This is a genomic window from Singulisphaera acidiphila DSM 18658, from assembly GCF_000242455.2.
Lineage (GTDB): Bacteria > Planctomycetota > Planctomycetia > Isosphaerales > Isosphaeraceae > Singulisphaera > Singulisphaera acidiphila.
Genome location: NC_019892.1, coordinates 992,561 through 1,009,734, shown reverse-complemented (window position 1 = coordinate 1,009,734; position 17,174 = coordinate 992,561). Strand labels below are relative to the sequence as shown.

General features: G+C 62.5%; 18 protein-coding genes. 6 read left to right on the top strand and 12 right to left on the bottom strand.

From position 1 onward, the window contains the following. The first annotated feature begins 270 nt into the window (after positions 1-270). Both SINAC_RS03990 and SINAC_RS03985 read left to right on the top strand, forming a co-directional pair. Positions 271-687 (top strand): hypothetical protein, encoded by a 417-nt coding sequence (locus SINAC_RS03990; protein WP_015244407.1) that lies wholly within the window; start codon positions 271-273, stop codon positions 685-687. 190 nt (positions 688-877) lie between these two features. Next, on the top strand, positions 878-1,303 hold the full coding sequence (locus SINAC_RS03985) for a hypothetical protein (protein ID WP_015244406.1): 426 nt from the start codon (positions 878-880) through the stop codon (positions 1,301-1,303). Here the strand turns inward: SINAC_RS03985 and SINAC_RS03980 are convergent. Then, on the bottom strand, positions 1,261-2,460 hold the full coding sequence (locus SINAC_RS03980; RefSeq protein ID WP_015244405.1) for a cobalt-precorrin 5A hydrolase: 1,200 nt from the start codon (positions 2,458-2,460) through the stop codon (positions 1,261-1,263). The genes SINAC_RS03985 and SINAC_RS03980 overlap by 43 nt on opposite strands. A gap of 151 nt (positions 2,461-2,611) precedes the next feature. Between SINAC_RS03980 and SINAC_RS03975 the strand changes: the two genes are divergently transcribed. Further along, positions 2,612-3,922, top strand: coding sequence for a lactate racemase domain-containing protein (locus SINAC_RS03975; protein WP_020465914.1), 1,311 nt, complete (start codon positions 2,612-2,614; stop codon positions 3,920-3,922). 15 nt (positions 3,923-3,937) lie between these two features. Here the strand turns inward: SINAC_RS03975 and SINAC_RS03970 are convergent, their stop codons facing one another. Next, entirely contained in the window at positions 3,938-4,969 is a 1,032-nt protein-coding gene (locus tag SINAC_RS03970; protein ID WP_015244403.1) for a substrate-binding domain-containing protein, read from the bottom strand. Between the two features lie 261 nt (positions 4,970-5,230). Here SINAC_RS03970 and SINAC_RS03965 point away from each other — a divergent pair, with 261 nt between their 5' ends. Next, complete coding sequence (locus tag SINAC_RS03965; protein ID WP_015244402.1) at positions 5,231-6,085, top strand: HAD family hydrolase; 855 nt, start codon at positions 5,231-5,233, stop codon at positions 6,083-6,085. Between the two features lie 116 nt (positions 6,086-6,201). After that, entirely contained in the window at positions 6,202-6,813 is a 612-nt protein-coding gene (locus SINAC_RS03960; protein WP_015244401.1) for an NUDIX hydrolase, read from the top strand. 49 nt (positions 6,814-6,862) lie between these two features. On the opposite strand, the gene recN is transcribed toward SINAC_RS03960, so the two are convergent. Continuing rightward, the gene (gene recN / locus SINAC_RS03955; RefSeq protein WP_020465915.1) at positions 6,863-8,596 is read right to left on the bottom strand and encodes a DNA repair protein RecN; all 1,734 of its coding nucleotides are present in this window, start codon (positions 8,594-8,596) and stop codon (positions 6,863-6,865) included. 568 nt (positions 8,597-9,164) lie between these two features. Between recN and SINAC_RS03950 the strand changes: the two genes are divergently transcribed. Beyond that, positions 9,165-10,199, top strand: coding sequence for a DUF1559 domain-containing protein (locus SINAC_RS03950; protein WP_015244399.1), 1,035 nt, complete (start codon positions 9,165-9,167; stop codon positions 10,197-10,199). A gap of 34 nt (positions 10,200-10,233) precedes the next feature. Here SINAC_RS03950 and SINAC_RS03945 read toward each other — a convergent pair whose 3' ends face one another. The 9 genes from SINAC_RS03945 to SINAC_RS03905 all read right to left on the bottom strand — a co-directional run bounded on the left by SINAC_RS03945 (position 10,234) and on the right by SINAC_RS03905 (position 17,140). Further along, positions 10,234-10,536 (bottom strand): hypothetical protein, encoded by a 303-nt coding sequence (locus SINAC_RS03945; protein ID WP_020465916.1) that lies wholly within the window; start codon positions 10,534-10,536, stop codon positions 10,234-10,236. A 220-nt stretch (positions 10,537-10,756) separates the two neighbouring features. Then, positions 10,757-12,100: an IS4 family transposase gene (locus tag SINAC_RS03940; RefSeq protein WP_015243913.1), complete on the bottom strand. Its 1,344-nt coding sequence runs from the start codon at positions 12,098-12,100 to the stop codon at positions 10,757-10,759. 295 nt (positions 12,101-12,395) lie between these two features. After that, complete coding sequence (locus tag SINAC_RS03935) at positions 12,396-13,157, bottom strand: alpha/beta hydrolase (RefSeq protein WP_015244398.1); 762 nt, start codon at positions 13,155-13,157, stop codon at positions 12,396-12,398. A 55-nt stretch (positions 13,158-13,212) separates the two neighbouring features. After that, positions 13,213-14,730, bottom strand: coding sequence for a class I SAM-dependent methyltransferase (locus SINAC_RS03930; RefSeq protein ID WP_237722475.1), 1,518 nt, complete (start codon positions 14,728-14,730; stop codon positions 13,213-13,215). A gap of 106 nt (positions 14,731-14,836) precedes the next feature. Next, positions 14,837-15,169, bottom strand: coding sequence for a methionine--tRNA ligase subunit beta (metG, locus tag SINAC_RS03925; RefSeq protein WP_020465918.1), 333 nt, complete (start codon positions 15,167-15,169; stop codon positions 14,837-14,839). 149 nt (positions 15,170-15,318) lie between these two features. Further along, on the bottom strand, positions 15,319-15,669 hold the full coding sequence (locus tag SINAC_RS03920; protein WP_015244396.1) for a HepT-like ribonuclease domain-containing protein: 351 nt from the start codon (positions 15,667-15,669) through the stop codon (positions 15,319-15,321). Continuing rightward, positions 15,659-15,952 (bottom strand): nucleotidyltransferase family protein, encoded by a 294-nt coding sequence (locus SINAC_RS03915; RefSeq protein WP_015244395.1) that lies wholly within the window; start codon positions 15,950-15,952, stop codon positions 15,659-15,661. The genes SINAC_RS03920 and SINAC_RS03915 overlap by 11 nt, the downstream gene beginning before the upstream one ends. Positions 15,953-16,174: 222 nt before the next feature. Then, positions 16,175-16,762 (bottom strand): Uma2 family endonuclease, encoded by a 588-nt coding sequence (locus SINAC_RS03910; RefSeq protein WP_015244394.1) that lies wholly within the window; start codon positions 16,760-16,762, stop codon positions 16,175-16,177. A gap of 57 nt (positions 16,763-16,819) precedes the next feature. Next, entirely contained in the window at positions 16,820-17,140 is a 321-nt protein-coding gene (locus SINAC_RS03905; protein WP_015244393.1) for a DUF962 domain-containing protein, read from the bottom strand. Positions 17,141-17,174 lie beyond the last annotated feature (34 nt).

The window sequence follows — 17,174 nt, the reverse complement described above, 5'->3', positions numbered from 1 at the left end:
CTACCCAAAACATCATAATCAACATTTCAGGTCAACTCCAAGTAAATTTCGGCATTTTGCTAGTCTTTATTTTGGTTTACCAAAAATTTTTTTTCTTATGCTGTTGTGCCGCGAAGACGAAGTCGCATCTCGCGCCTTCACCGGGTTAGGCGAAACAATCAAATAAGTCGGCACGCCATCTGCATTGATGGCAAAGAGAACGATCGCTGACGCGGTCGAGCACTCAGGTGATAGCGCACCCGGGTTCTTCCTTCAAGTGAGGAGGTCTCAATGCAGCGTCTCTTCGGCTTGGTCTTGGCGGGCGTCGTCGTACTCGGCTACGCGACCGACGCGAATGCCCAGTTCTCGCTGTCGATTGGCAACCCCTACTCGGGCGGACTCTCAATCGGGACACCTTACCCCGCATACGGCGGTGCGTACGGCCCCAGCGCGTACGGCGCAACGGGCTATTCCTCCTACTATGCGGCCCCGGCGATCGGGACATACAGCGCACCCCTGGTCGGCACGACGACCTACAGCTCGGGCTATTCCGGCTACATCGCGCCCGGAACAACAACCTTCTACTCAGGCTATGTGGCCCCGGTCTATCGAAACTATGGATACGGCTATGGCGGGTATCGCCCGTACCCGATATGGGGTGGCAGAGGGTTCGGCGGCTTGCGAGGCGGTTGGCTTAACCGCTGGTGATCGCCGGACCTGAACCGCGAACCATCCGATAGATTCCAAAAAAGAAAGGGCGTGAAGGAGGTTGAGCTTCCCTCGCGTCTTTTCTCCTTTTTTTTATGCGAATCGGTCGGCACGCCCGCCGGGTAGACCGTACACTTGCGGGTGGAACGAACAAGGCGGGAATCGATTCGAAGTGAAGGGAAAGAGAATCATGCGAGAATGGCTCTGGGTGGCAATCGTCGGTTCCGCGATGACACTCGCTTCCGGTTCAACGCACGCTCAAGCCCCGCTTGTCGGTGAGCCGGCTCCGATCCGGGTCAACGGTTATTTTGATGCACCAGGCTTCTACGGGACGAGCTACGGCGTCGCAAGCTACCGAGTTCCCCGCACCTACTCCGAGTTCTCCTCGCCGTTCGGAGTGGGATACGGCTATGGATATGCCCCGTACGGATTGATCCCGGGACGTTATGGCGTGGGACTCTGGCGACCCGGCGGGATCGTGGCCCCCGGTTACGTCTACGGTGCCTCGAACTATCAGACATGGGCCGTTCCCAACGCCGTCGGCATCTCGGCCCCGCTACCCTCGATCGGCGTCTATGCCCCCGCCTTTGGATCGACCGGTCCCGTGAACTGGTAAGTCCCGGCAGCCGAGCGGCCGGCTGGCTTGCGGGCGAGGGCCACGGTGACCCCTGGGCCTTTCTGCTTGGTGACCAGGAGGCGCGAGGCGCCCGAGGCCCGCAAGGCGGAGGGTTCAGCCACGGCAGGGATACCGATCTTCGAGCGCACCCGTTCGCTGGGGGTCTCGATCCCGGCCTGGTGGGCGAGTTGGTCGGGGGGGAAAGCGACGAGCGGGAGCTGGCGAGCCGCGGCAAACGCGAGCAGGCCGGGCTCGTCGACCTTCAGGGTCACGGTGGCCAGGGCCGCGAGACTGCCCGCCGCCAGGCCGTGCGCGGTGAGGACCGAGTGAGTCCAGGCCGCAATCGTCTCCAGCGAAGTTCCCCGGCGACAGCCGATTCCCGCCACAAGAGTCGGGGGCCGATAGACGAGCGTCTGCTCTTCGGGCAGGTTCTCGGGCTCGAGCCGATCGCTGATCACCAGCAAGGCCGAGGCGTGCAAGCCGGGGAGTTCGTCCCAGGAGCGGAGCCGATGGAAGTGGCTCGGCCAGGGGCCGAACGGGCGCCACCAATCGAAGGACCCGGCGTCTTGCCAGACCGCCACCGTGTCACGACGGACGACGGACGCAGCGACGCGCGTCAAGTTGTCGGCCCGCTCGATCGTCCACCCTTGGTCCCGGCCCACCTGATCGACCGCCGGGAGCCCGCGTACATCGCTCGCGGTGGTGACGACTGGTTGGGCTCCCAGGACCTCGGCGACCCGGTACGCCAGCTCATTGGCCCCCGCGCCATGCCCCCCGAGCACGCTGATGGCGAACCGACCCGCGTCATCGACCACCACCACGGCCGGATCTCGGCGCTTATCCAGAGCGAGCGGGCCGGCGAGTCGCACAACGATTCCCAGGGCCATGACCGCGACGATCGAATCATGGCGCTGCCAGATCGTGGGGAAGACTAGGCGGAGCGGACCAAGCCAGCCGAAGACCCCGGGCTCCGCCGTGGCAAAGAAGGGCGAAGACGCTCCTATCGCGGCCTCGTCCGCGCTGGGGACAGGACCGCCACAGGCACCGACGACGCACGAGGGGCCGAAGATGACGATCCCCTCATCAGGGCGAGCATCGCGCAGGCGGCGGGCCAGGGCAAGGCCATCGCGCGTCAGAACCAGGATCGCGGTACTCATGGGAGGCGGTCGGTGCCGAAAACGGCGTCAGGCTTCGATTTGACGACCACGACGCGGATCCTTAGTCTTAGAGTCTGACCATTGCGAGTCATTGGCTCGCCTTCCAACCGGCTTTTTGAATCTCGACCATCATAACAGAGGATCGCCTCGGATGTCATTTCCACCGCTGGCGCGGATCCGTCAGACCGTGCCCCAGCCTCGCCTGGACGACGTGCCGGGTACCGTCCGTCGTCTCATTTTAGAGAGCAAGATCCGCGACCGGGTCAAGCCTGGTGGCACGATCGCGGTGGGCGTCGGCAGCCGAGGGATCACCGTCATCCCCACGATTGCACGGGCGGCGGTCGACACACTCAAGGAGATGGGGTTCCGGCCGTTCATCGTCGCGGCGATGGGCAGCCATGGCGGGGCCACTTCCGAAGGCCAGCGCCAGCTCCTTGCCGAATATAAGATCACACCCGAGACGATGGGGGTCGAGGTCCGCACCGACATGGACACCGTCGTCGTCGGCACCAGCCCCATCGGCCTGCCGATCTACTTCGACAAGAACGCCCATGGCGCCGACGGAATCGTGCTCTTGAACCGGGTCAAGCCGCACACCGACTTCCATGCCGCCCACGAGTCGGGCGTCCTCAAGATGATGGTCATCGGCCTGGGCAAACGCGATGGGGCCGAGCAGATTCACAAGCTCGGCCTGCGCGGGATGAAAGAAGTGCTGCCGGCCGTCGGGCGGCACCTCATCGCCAACATGAAGTTCGCACTCGGCCTGGCGATCCTCGAGAACGCCGACGATGTGCCAGCCGAGATCGTTCCGCTCGAACCCGACACGATCTTCGACGTCGAGCCCCGCTTGCTCAAGCGGGCCCGGGAACTGATGGCCCGGCTCCCGTTCGACCAGATCGACGTTTTGGTCATCGGCGAGCTCGGCAAGAACTACTCGGGGGCGGGGATCGACCCGAACGTGACCGGCCGCCTGATGATCGAGACGCAGAACGACTTCGAACGCCCGGTCGTGACCCGGATGGTCGTGCTCGACGTTTCCGAGGAGAGCCACGGCAACATCGTCGGCGTCGGTTTCGCCGACCTGACGACCGAGCGGCTGGTCTCGAAGCTGGACGAGCGGTCGTTCCGAATCAACGTCTTGACTTCCTGCTGCTTGGAGCGTGCCCGGATCCCGATCACCCTGCCGACCGACCGAGACGTTTTCGAGGCCGCCCTCCAGACTTGCTGGCGGATCGATCCGTCGGAGGCGCGGATGGTCGTGATCCCGAACACGCTCGAGCTGAGCACCCTCTGGGTGTCACCGCCGCTCGAGGAGGAGCTTCGCGCTCATCCGCACCTGACTCGGGAAACCGAGTATCTCCCCATCCCGTTCTCAACCGACGGCACGCTCGATCAAGAATCGCTCTTCCCCGAGAGCGTCCGAGGTCGCCGCGCCGCCGGCGATGCTTACGCCGCCCACTGATCGGCCACTTCGCTTTCAGTCGGTCTTTGGGGGGCCCTCACTCGGCTCGGGGGGAATGTCGAGATATTTCGAGGGGTAGAGGCGGAAATCGTCGGGGACCGTGGTCCGCTCCGGGACCGCGTCCCCGCCCGCCAGGCGGAGCGCCGCTTTGAAGGTCTCGCGAGCAAGTTGCGGGATGTTGCGGATCGCGATCCCGGCCGTTTGCGAGAAGAGCATCTCGTTGGGCGGAGGATCGTTCGGGACGTAGCCCACGACAACGATTGGCCGCTTGTCCTTGAGCTTGTTCCTGAGATCGAGAACACCGGTCATGCCGACTTGCTCACAGACGGCCACGATCGCCAGCTTCGGATCCGCTTCGAGACGCTTGGTGAGCGCAGACTTGGCCCCGTCGAGGGTGCCATCGTAGGTGAGGGGCTCGGGACTGGCGATTTTCGCCGTCTGAAGCGCGGCGGCGAGGGCATCCCCGCAACCCTTGAGATCGGCGTCGGGCTTGGCAAGCGACAGGATGACCGCCGTGCCGTCAGCCGGAAGCTTTGCGGTCTTTGCCGCCTCCACAGCCGCATCGACGAGTTTTCCAGCCACGTCGGAGAACGGAGCCGGCTCGACGATCGGGAACGGCTTCCCCTTGCCCGCTTCGGAAAGCGGATCGGCCAGGAGCACTGACGGGACGCCTTGTGCCCGGACCTCCTCGAGCGCCTTGCTCACCTCGGCATCCTGGGCCGGTTGCACGATCAAGACCGTGGCACCCCGCTCGGCCGCCTTGCGGATCGCGTCGGCCTGGCGACGAGGAGGATCGTTCGGTTCGGGTGCCGACGTCCGGTAGCTCGTCTTTTCGCGTGCGGAAACGAGCCGAAGATACTGGGCCAAGGCATTCTGGTCGGGGGTGCTCTCCGACGGCAAAATCATCTCGACGATCCGAACCGGCGGCGGCGCCGCGGGCGCGGCCAGCTCGGGATTGGGCGGCGGCATGAACGTATCCGACTCACAGCCCGAGAGCACGAGCCCTGGTATCAAAGCCCAGAGCGGCAACGCAAGGGAACGGGGCATCGTCGATAAATCTCCTGAATTTAAGCCGATAATGACATACGGGAGGCAACCGGCTGGCGATCCACCCCGAGTCGAGGGCCATTGGCCTCCCGGCTTCGATCTTATCCCAAGCGAGCGAGCTTAACCAACAGGTCAACCGACCGTCGCTTCGCGGATTCGATCGCCCCCCGGAGAAGCAGGAGGATTTGCCGGCGATCCCGCAGTCCCGGTACGATGGGGCACAAGGCAAAAAGAGAAACGACAAGCCAGGAGGATTGTTTGTTGCGAAGCGAAAACGGCTCGACCTATCGGATCCTGGCGCTCGACGTGGACGGAACGCTGCTCGACCGTGAAGGGACGCTGCGCCCGAGCACCGCCGCCGCCGTTGCCAGAGCCGCCAGGGCGGGGATCCGGCCCGTCCTCTGTACGGGCCGGCGCTATCGCCGCGCCCGGCCGATCGCCGAGCAACTCAGGCTCGATGCCCCCTTGGTCTGCAATTCGGGAGCGCTCGTCAAGGATCCAAGTAACCACCGCACACTCTGGCGGGCCGACTTCGAACCCGACCTGCTCGCCGAGTTGCTCACCCTCTTTCACGCCCACGACGAGTTGCCGCTCTCGTTCACCGACCGCCCCCCCGAGGGCCTCGACTTCCTGGTGGCACGCGACCCGACGGGCCGTCCCCTCTACGACGACTACCTGAGCCGGAACCGCGGCCACGGCGAAGTCGACCCCCACTGGCCCGAACGCATCGAAAGTGGGGGCCACTACCACATCTGCACGATTGGATCTCGTCCCGACATGCTCACTTTTCAGAGCGTGATCATGGCCCAACTCTCCGGGCGAGTGCGGACCTTCGTCCAGAAGAGTCCCCGATACGAGGGGACCATGTGCGAGGTCCTCCATCACGATGCGAGCAAGTGGTCCGCGCTTCTCCATCTGGCCGAGCTCTGGGACGTTGCGCCCGCCGAGATCTGCGCCGTCGGCGACGATGCCAATGACGTCCCGATGCTCCAAGGGGCGGGCCTCGGCGTCGCCATGGGCCATGCGCCGGCCGACGTTCTTGCCGCAGCCGACCACATCACCGGCGACCACGACAACGATGGCGTGGCCATGGTCATCGACAAAATTCTCAGATGAAAAATCATCTATTCAGCAAAATCCAAGTACAACATCACACAATAACTTATTGGCATGGATCCCTTACTCGGAAGCCGTGGCCGTGGCACCCGACAGGCGATCAAGGATGATTCGCAATGGTTCCTGGAGATGAACGCGTGGACGAGTTGTTACCTGAATCGACGGCGTCCTGGACCCGTGAGGGTCGAGGCGAGGACGACCAGACGCTCGAGGAGAACTGGCTGTTTCGGATGCGTCGCGAACGGTTCCGGTCGCGCACCTCGGGGCGAGTTCACGGCTTCTACGTGATGCACCTGGCCGACGCGGTGAACGTGGTCGCGCTGACGCCCGACCGTCAACTGGTCCTGGTCCGCCAGTTCCGCGCCGGCTCGGCCCGCGATAGCCTGGAGACGCCCGGCGGCTTGCTCGAAGCCGGCGAAAAGGCCCTCGAGGCCGGCCCGCGTGAGTTGCTCGAAGAGACGGGCTATGCAGGAGACGCCCCCTTACTGCTGGGAACCGTCTGGTCGAACCCCTCGATCATGACCTCGCGGTCCACCACGATCGTCGTTCCGAATGTGCGCCGGGTCGCCGAGCCCCGACTTGACCCGTACGAGGAACTCGTCGTCGAACTCGTCCCCGCCCGGGCCATCCCTGAGATGATCCGGGACGGGCGGATCGATCACTCACTGGTTGTTGGCGGCCTACTCTGGTGGCTCTGGTCCGAGGCTGGCGCTGCGCCGGGGGCTTGAGAAGCACACGGTTCAGGACTCCACCCTGATTCATAGCCGATGCGCAACATCATCGGGCGGTCTGTGCTTCGAGCAGCATCGACAGTGCTTCTTGCCTGGTTCCCTCGGCGGCCGAGTCACCGCGAAGCATAGCCGCCAGTTCGTTCACGCGGTCCGAGTCATCGAGCGGAGTAATCGTGGTCCGGGTCCGGCCGCGTTCCACCTGCTTGCGGATCACCCACTGGAGCCGCGCGAAGCTGGCCATCTGGGGCAGGTGGGTCACGCAGATGATCTGATGATGCTCGGCCAGCTCGGCCAGGTTCTTCCCAAGGATCGCGCCTAGCCGGCCACCGACACCGGTGTCGATCTCGTCGAAGACCAGGGTCGGTACCCGGTCGGCACCAGCGAGAACGGTCTTCACCGCCAGAGTAACCCGCGACAGCTCTCCTCCCGAGGCGATCTTGCGAAGCGGGCGAGCTTCCTCACCAGGGTTGGCCGCAAAGACCAATTCGACCCGGTCGATACCCGCCTCCCCCGGCGCAGTGACCGTCGGATCGTCGCCCAAGGGCTGCGTTACCACCTCGACGCTCAGCTTCGCATTGGTCAACCCAAGCGTCTTGAGCCGCCCTTGGATCGCCTTACCAAACGCCTTACACGTCTTCTGCCTCGCCATGGAAAGCACCATCGCAGCCTGCGTGAGCTCTCTCCAGGCCTGCGCCAGCGGGAGGTCAAAACTGAGTAGATCGGCGTCATCCTGCTCGATCACGGCGAGTTGCTCCTCGATCGCGGCACGACGCACGGCAAGGTCATCGGCCTCGCAGTGGAACCGCGAGGCCAACCGCCGATAATGGGCCAGCCGCGTCTCGATCCCCTCGAGCCGAGCGGGATCGTCGTCCCAGCTTCGGCTCAGGTTGCGCAAGGCGTAGGCAACCTCGCGAGTCTCGTCGGCCAGGCGTTCGAGGTTGGCCGCAGCGTCGGCAATCTCGGCGACCGAACTCGCCAGCGGCTCAAGACGGCGGGCGACCCGCTCGAGAAGTTCCTGCGCCGAGCGATCGGCCTCGTAGAGCAGGGCATAGCCTTCGGCCGCAGCCTCGCGCAGGTGTTCGACGTTGCCCAGGCGATGGGCATCGCGGGCGAGTTCGTCAAACTCGCCAGGGCGGGGGTCAAGGGACGCCAGCTCGTCGCGTTCGAACTCGAGCAATGCACGCTGTCGCTGGCGGTCGTGCGAGGCCTGGATCAGGTCAAACCGCTTGCGGCGAAGTTGGTCGTGCGCCTCGCGACAACGTCGATAGTCTTCCAGTTGGGGGCCAAGCCCGCCGTGGGCGTCGAGCAGGGCACGCTGCCGGTCGGGGTCGAGCAGGGCGCGACCCTCATGCTGGCCGTGGATGTCGATGAGCCGCTCACCCAGGGCTTGCAGGATGGCGACCGTTACGGGCAGACCGTTGGCCTGGGCCGACCCGCGCCCCTGGGCCAAAACCCGCCGGGTGAGGATCAGTTGGTCATCATCGAGCGGGCCGCCGAGGATCGCCTCGATCTCGGCCCGGAGCGAAGGCTCCTTGACCTCAAACACGGCGGCCGCTCTGGCCTCGCTCCGCCCCGCGCGAACAAGGTCGGCCGACGCCTTCCCCCCCAGCACCAGCCCCAGCGCGGTCAACAACAAGCTTTTCCCCGCCCCCGTCTCGCCTGTCCAGGCACAGTAGCCTGCCTGAAGCTCGACGTGAACGTCCTCGATCAATGCCAGATTCTGAACCGAGAGTTCGCGAAGCACAGCCGGTGAGCCTCCCAACTCGAATGCGTCATCCATGAACTTTGGATCAGGAGTGGACGGACGTCGACGCGAAGCAATCGTATCGTCTCGGACCACCCTGCGTGAAGAGGCTCTCGGCGGTCCTCGTCACGATTCCCAATCGACCCCGTACTGATCGACCGCGAGAAAAACATCCCACCCATTCATTCATGCAAATTTAGTGTCCAATTCAGGATCAAATCATGGTCGAAACGCGATCAGCTCTGGCCTGGAAACCCGGATGACTTGCCTCAAGACTCTCCTAAATCATTCAGACAGTACTCTTTTATGAATATCCCGGAACCACGGAATGCGTGACCAATTCGGCATAAGGCATTCCGAATCAAGTCAATCTCCCTGATCACAACCCGCTTGGGGCAAAAAATTTGCGTCAAACCAGCGATCGCTCATGCAACCCACGCATCGACTCAGCCTGCAAGGATTTCCCGTGTTCACCAAGCCTTGCTCGAGAACTGCAGCGAACTTCTCCGAAACTTAACTCTATACACCAAAAGCCACGGTTGTATGCTAGATCGCTGCTGATCCTTCCTATCCATTTCTTACCTTAGGCACGAGGCAGACCGGTATGGGTACCGTCAGGAATCCGCGTCGACTTGCGTTCACGCTGATCGAGTTGCTGGTCGTGATCGCAATCATCGCCGTGTTGATTGCGCTCTTGCTGCCGGCCGTACAGGCGGCCCGTGAAGCCGCCCGACGTTCGCAGTGCGTCAACAACATGAAGCAGATCGGGCTGGGCTTGCATAATTACCACTCGACCAATGATTCCTTCCCCTGGACCTCAGGGTGGATGTCGCCCGTCTTCCCGACAAACGACGCGGGAAATGAGTGGAGCTGCTTTAGCGCCCAGGCGTTGATGCTCTCCTACATGGAGCAGAATGCAACGTACAATGCAATCAATTTTAGTTGGGGTCTTTATCCATTCCAGGACAGAACCGACTCGCTCCAATCAACCGCCATTTATCAGGTCATCTCCTCGTTCCTGTGCCCGAGCGACTCGGGTCGTGGGCGCAACAACTACCGAGCGTCGAACGGAACGAACTACGACTGGCATAGCCGACAGTCCGGGTCCGGAGCTCTGGTGAGGACGAATTCGGCCGGTCAAACCATTCGTGGCGTGGCCGGAATCACCGACGGCACGTCGAACACGATCGCCTTCCTCGAGCGCAATCGTGGCGATGGGGACCCCGCCAAGTACACCCCGGGAGACGTGATTGCGGGAGTGGGAATTACAGGCTTCCCCACCTTCATCTTGCAGAACCCGGGCGACCAGGCGTACTTGCCGACTGCGATCTCGACGTGCCAGGCAGCGACCGGCCCCACCTACGACTGGGGCGGATGGACGTGGGCCGGGGGCGAATACACGAACTCCGTGATCAACTTCGTGCTCACCCCGAATCACAAGAGCAAAGACTGCTCTCCCTGGGGCGGAGTTGGCACGGGCTATGGGTTCTTCACCGCACGTAGCTGGCACTCCGGAGGCGTGAACAGCCTGATGGCTGACGGCTCGGTCAAGTTCATCAAAGACTCGATCAGCCCCCAGACCTGGTACGCTCTTGCCACAGCCACGGGCGGTGAAGTGGTCAGTTCCGACTCGTATTAATCCTCGTCCTGAACTCGAAGATCAATCGCGGGCGTTATTTGCTGGGCGATCTGACCCCTGGAGGTTTGAAGCCGGCAGCGCCCGCGTTGATCTGCTTCGAGACATCAGCGGCGTTTTCTTTCGTGACCGGAGGTTGGGTCGGCACGGTATCTTGCGTCGTGCCGCCACCCGAGCATCCTGCGAGCGGTGCAACCAAGACCGCAAAAACCGCGAGATGTCGCAATCGACAAGATCGAGTCATCACAACATGATCCTTTTCATCAAGCAAGGGAATAAAAATCAAAGAAAAAGGCGATTCGCACGAGACGTCGATCGGAGGGAAGAGGCTGTCACCCAATGGGCTTCCCGAGCTTCAGTCGCGCGGACCGATCTCATAGCCTCCCGGCCGAACGGCCTGTACCGTATCTGAGGCGATTGATCCGATCAAGAGATGAGATCCGATTCCAAGCGAGATGGACACGGCCACGACCCGTGAGAGGTGGCTTGAGCAGTGTTTGGTGACTTGGGGATCGAGCCTTGCCGAGAAAGAAAAGAGCGGGCGGGGCGCCCAATGGCACTTACTTTCTCGATTTCAGACCGCGTTTGCGTGGTCGCAGTGGGAATTTTCTGCGGCGGGCGATCACCTCACGCGGGTAGTGTCGGCCAGGGCGATTCGCGAGCTTACACTGGCCAGACATCCTCAGAACCAAGTCGATCCGCTCTTGGATCTTCGCGGGGTCCGTGGTATCCAACGACTCCAAGAGCAAGACCTTCACTAACGACCATACCCGGTTGAAGCTCAATCGCCGCGGCGCGATCTCGACCCGAGCCGCAGCCATCCGGCGAATCAGATTCGCCATGTTATAGGCCACTGTCGCCGAGGCCAGTTCCTTCGCGACCATCTCCGTGGATCGGCCACGCATCTCTTCCAAGCGAAGCGTCCGCTTCAAATCACGCAGATCGGTTTCGATATTTTGCCGCTGGCCATAGATCGCGGCGAGCTCGCACCCCTCGTCAGGGAGCCGACTCACAAGCCACAGCGTCAGCTTCTCGGAAATTCGAACCTCGTGCAACCACACACGCAGCGTTGCATCGGCCGGCCATTGTGGGTTCGACTTGCGTTCCCAGCGGTTGGGCTGCCAAGTTAGTTCCCACTGGTCCTTGCCCTGGGCTTTCCCTTGGCGCACCATCGACCGAAATCGCTTCTCAGTCAACCGCAACACGAAGTCGTGGCCCGCCTGGTTGGCTAACCAGGCGAACGCGAAGACGCCAAAATTCCGGTCGGCGATCAACACGGAGCCGACCGGAAGTCGCGGCATCAAACCGGCCGACAATGGGACTTCGCCAATCGCGGCCGGGCCATACATTGCCCCCACTTCCGGACGCACGGTCACACCGCTGGATAACTCGTGGGCCGCTACCAAGTGGAGGATCGGCCAGTGCGATTCTCCGTGTTGATTGCGGGCCGGCGGATACGTTTTGCGCAAGGCGTCAGTGGGTGCCAAAGAGAGCGTGGAACCGTCCACAAGAAACGCGTTACGCCCTTTCACCGATGGCGGAGACTTGGCGATTAAGGCTGCAGAAACCTCGTCAGCCGCCCGTTGAGCCATCTCCACGGGCAGCCGATCTCGCGCTCGCGAAAACCCACCCGTGTTGGCCGAGAACGATTTCTCACGGGCCCGCTTGTTATCAGGGAGCACATCTGCACTTAATCGAGCCAACTCTCCCACAGCGGTGGCCATCGTTGCATTGCAGGTCAACCGTTGATAGATCATCAGCCAGACAACGACCCAAGGCGTGAACACGGTCGAGAGCGTGGGCGGTTTCTGAGCATGCAGGACATCCGGTGGGACCAAGCGATGGAACATCCGAACCGCCTCACCCAAATCGACGACAGCGGGTGATTCCTGGTCATGGTTCATGCGAGGTACTCCCAAAAAATAGGAGTTCATGGCGCAAAAAACGTGCCAGAGGTGCCCCTTATTGCAGGATTGGCGAAAGTAAGTGCCATTGGGCGGGGCGCCAGCGGTCCCAGGGGATGAAATCGCAATCAAGAATGCGAGGGGGGACACCCGCTGGGCGCCACGGGTTGTACCCAACCCCTGAGCCAAAAACCAGGACTTCCGCTCACGGGTTGGGTACAACCCGTGGCACCCAGCAGAATGGGTTTGGCCATGGCAACCCATAAGTAAATCAAAGAAAACCGCAGCAAACAGCTTAGGCTTTCACCAGCTTGAGGTTGCGTGCGTGAAATGCAAGGGCCTCACGGATGTGCAAGTCCCAGTAGACCCAGTCGTGGGAGCCGGGATATTCCTGGTATTCGTGAGGAATATGAAGGTCATCCAGGTGCTTGTGGAATTCCCGGTTTTGATCGATCAGGAAGTCGTCCGTGCCACAGTCGATCCGAATCGCGGGGATTCGCCCGTGATCGATCCGCTCGACGATCGCGAACGGATCTTCAGGGCCTCCCTTGGCTGACGCTCCGAAGATCCGGTGGGCTTCCGGGCTGCGAATTTTGGCCTTCTCGGGATCAAGGCGAGGGAAACCGATTGCCCCCGAGTGGGAATTGATACTGGCAAACATCTCGGCATGTTTCAGACTGACCTTAATCGCGCCGTAGCCGCCCATCGATAGGCCGCCGATAGCGCGTCCCGCGCGTTCCGCCTTCACCGGGAAGGTTCGATCGACCAGGCCGACCACATCCTTGACCAGGTCATCCTCGTACGCGGTTTCGCCATCGGCCGAATTGGTGTACCACCCGCGACCGCCGTCGGGCATGACGACGACCAAAGGCAGTCCGGCGACGTAGCGTTCAATGCTCGTCCTCCTGGCCCAGATCGTGTGGTCGTCAGACAGGCCGTGGAGCAGGTAGAAGGCCCCCCAAGGACCTGGCATCGCCGGGTCGTCGGGGAAGATCACATTCAAGGACGACGCCTTTTGCAGCGAGCGGCTCTGGTACTGGATCGTCGCGAAAGCCATCACAGACTCCAAGACTTGTTCAAAAGCCCCAGATACCGCCGCAACGGTCAGGGGATCATCGCCGATTCTCGCGGAATATCGACTCGTCGGCAAGCAGACGCGTAAGCTCGTCCTCGGCGCGTACAAGTAGGGCCTGACAATCGACGTGGCCGGAGAGCGCCACAAGGTCGAGCCGAGTCAGGAGTGACTTGGTGATCGGCCGCTTGGATTCGCGGAATATCAACGCATCGATCAGCGCGAGCGTGTCGGGGTCATTCAAGAGCGCGGCGGTGATCGCCGCTTGCTCGGGAGATCGGCACGGCAGGAAATAACACGTGTCGTCGAACATGATCGGCCGCCCGTCGACCGACCCCACCGCGTGAAACCGCGGCGCCTTGCCCAGACCAGAAACAGCAACCTTGTAGGGGGCGAAGCTATAAGGGCCGAGCCCGAACATCGCGAATGGGGCTTGCCCCCGGTAGATCGACGACTTGCGTCTGGCGAAAATCGCCGTGTGCCCCTCGAGGTAGGCCCAGAGCCGGGGGGCCGCCTGCTCGAGCCCGCGCGTGTCGTCACCGACCCGACGCTGGGTCACGATCACCGAGCGGGTCGGGCGCAGCGCGGGGCCTCGGACGAGGTCAGCCCCCTTGAGCAGCGGATAGACCCACTCCGGCTCAATGTCCAACGACTCACCCAACTTGTTGCGGAACGAACCAAGGCCCGGTTCGGCCTCGAGTTCCATCACCGTCGCAGCGTCGTGTTTGAGTCCTTGTCGCCACGTCAAGGGACACTGGCCGTCGGCAAACGCGAGTGGCCGATACCTGTCGAGGTCGGCGATGAGCCTGCCCTCCACGAACCCGAGCGCGGACTCCGGACGAACGGAAGGGAACCCCGCAAAAACAGGCACGCGACCCAACCCTGCACCCGTCCCGACACCAAGCCTGACTCGAAAGAGACAGGCGTCGACCGCCGCCCGGAACCAGGCCTTGGCGTCGAGCCTGACGATCGTCGCCTCGGTGATCGGTAAGTCCGTGCGCTCGGCGAACTGGAGGACCCCACGAGCGACCGACGTCTTACAGAGCAAGGCGATCGTCGCCTCTTCACCGGCAAGCTCTTTGAGTAGCTTAAGCCAGATCGCCTCGGCAATGTCGAAATTCGAGGCCCCCGTACGGGCATCGATCCCCCGCACCTGCTTCACGTTCGACTTTTGCGGCAGGTTCGCGCTCCCCAACGCTCCAAGCTCGGCGTTGGTGACCCAAGGGGGGTTGCCGACCACAAGGAGTGGTCCTTGCTCCCGCCAGGTGAGATCGCGCCGGAGATCGAGGTCGAAGAGGTTGGCCCGCACGACCTCGACATCCATTGGGTGCGCATTCCGGGCGATCGCCTGCGCTGCCTCATAATGGCTTGCTTGAATCTCGATCCCCCGGATCTCGCGTGGGGGAGAGGTCCCGTCGATCAGCCCTTGGAGGAAGTGGCCTCGGCCACAAGTCGGCTCGAGGACCCTCGGCCACTGCTCACCAATCGGCCCGAGCCGCTCAAGGACCGCAGCCACCAGCGGGGGCGGAGTCGGGAAATCACCAAGGTCCCGACTCAAGTCTCTGGCCCCCAACATGAGCGTGTCCGGCAGGCTGGCTGTGGCGCAGGACGAAGCGGGCAGAGGGGGCCCCGTTCGATACCTCTGCGCCGCCCGTTGGTCTGATTTATTTGATCTTGGCGCCGGCCACACACTCGGGGTCGTCGGCCGTCAGCACGATCACGCGCTCGCCCGAAGTCGCGGCCAAGAGCATGCCGTTGGACGTCTCGCCGCGAAGCATCGCGGGGGCGAGGTTGTTGACCACGACGATGAGCTTGCCCACGAGTTGCTCGGGCGTGTAATGCTGACGAATGCCGGCCACGATCTGCTTCTGCTCATCGCCGACGTCGATCTGCAGGAGCAACAGCTTATCGGCGTTGGGATGCGGCCTCGCTTCCAAGACCTTGGCCACCCGCAACTCGATCTTGGCGAAGTCGTCGTACGTCACTGGCTCGGCCATCGGCGTTCCTCGTCATCTCGTTCATCAGGCTCATCGGCACTCAATCCGGCATCCTAGCCGCGCTCTTGCGACCTTGTCAAGCGACCTCTACACTTACGTTCACTAGTCCTTGACAGGACCGAGCCACTCGTCGGGACAAACCTCCAAAGTCAAGCATCCAGCGGGTTCTCATCCTTGAAGGCTTGGAGTGTCCGCAACAGTTCGGGGACTTTGGTCTCGACCGCATCCCAAACGATGTCGGGATCGACCCGATAATACACGTGCGAGAGCCAATCCCGCATCCCGGCGATCTTCTTCCACTCGATGCCCGGCATTTGGGCTCGCACGTCGTCCGGCAGATTCTTCGTCGCTTCTCCAATGATCTCGATATTCCTCAAGACCGCATCCATGACGAGGTCCTGTTCGGCTAACTGCTCCTTGTTCATCCCCGAGGTGAATCGGAGGATCTTCTCGCAACCGATGATGATGTCGGCGATCCGCTGCTCCGGCTTACGGGACAAGGAGCGCCTCCTTGTCGATCTCGACTTGCATCTCAGGCCCCAGACATTTCGGAGTGAGGAGGTCCACCGATCTCCCGAACATGTCTTCCAAGTCGAGCTTCAGGCCCATGAAGTTGTCGAACGTCGCCTTGCCTTCGAATGTGACCAGAACATCCACGTCGCTCCCCTCCCGGTCGTCGCCCCGAGCCATTGAGCCGAACACGGCGAGGCTCTTGACACCGTATCTCCGACGCAAGCCGGGAGCCTCGGCATTCAGGCGGTCGAGGATCTCTTGACGGGTCATGGCAAAATCCTTCCAGCGCGGTGTTCGCTCACCGGACTTTCCGGCCCAACTGGCCCGCGCCCACAAGATCCCGAGCATTCGCACACGGCGCAGTCACCACCGGATCCCTTTGCCAGCGTTGATAAACCGATCAGCACACGGCAATGACGGTTGGCTTGTCGGATTGTTCCATGTTAGCAGACGGCCCAGCGAACCGTGAACAGGGGCCATACGTGCGAGCGTTCACTCACCGAGCAACTCGTCGGGGCGAACTTCCAGGCCGGGAAGGAGGTGAGTGCGATAGGTTGCCCCGGCCGCGACAACGGTCTCTACCCAGGTGTCGCCCGCGCGGCACAGCACGAGGATTCGCCGTTGGCCAGGGTCGACGATCCAGTATTCCGAGACCCCGACGCGAAGGTACTCTTCGCGTTTCTCGACGTAGTCGCGGTCCTCGCCCCCTTTGCTGACAACCTCGACGACGATGTGCGGGGTCCAGCGAGTCCAGACGTTCGGACCCGGCGGTTGGGGATCGAGATAGATCGCCTGGTCGGGGTGACGGTCCGACTGCATTCCAGGCAGACGGAGACGGCAGTCACTTCCCCCCGCACCGAAAGTGATGACGCCGGGATGACGGTCCTCGTAGACAATGAACATCCGGGTCAGCCGCCGGACAACGCGGCCATGGTCGGGACCGGGAACTTCCGTCGCGACAATCACTCCCCGGGCGAGTTCATAGAGCCAACCATCCACGAAATCGGCGTGGATGTACTCGTCGAGAGTCATCCGCTGGCCGTGGTCGGCCGGACCGATTTGGCGAGTGATGGTGGCCATCGGAAAGACTCTCCGAGGGAGGGGATCTCGCGACAACGCTCAGGCTCAATATCGAGCTTACCGCCCGCGCTGCGGCGTGGCCAGGCGGAGCAGACCGCCGCAGAGGCCGCGAATCACGGCCCAGGCGATCACGAACGGGGTGCTCGGGTGCTTGAGGATCGTCGGCTGGTTCTTCTCGAAGGCAAAGTGCCCGAAGAACATCAAGGCATAGCCGCCGAAGAAGAGACCGAGCGACCAGAGCGGGCGGAACGGGACCAGGATGACCGCCAGGGCGATCATCGGCCAGCCCGCGCCGACGTGGAGGAAATGATTGACCGGGTGGGTGTGGTCCTTGCGATACTTGACCACAAACCGGTCGAGCTTCGAGGGAGCACTCATTTGCGGGTTCCTTCCCTTTTGATCCTGATCGAGC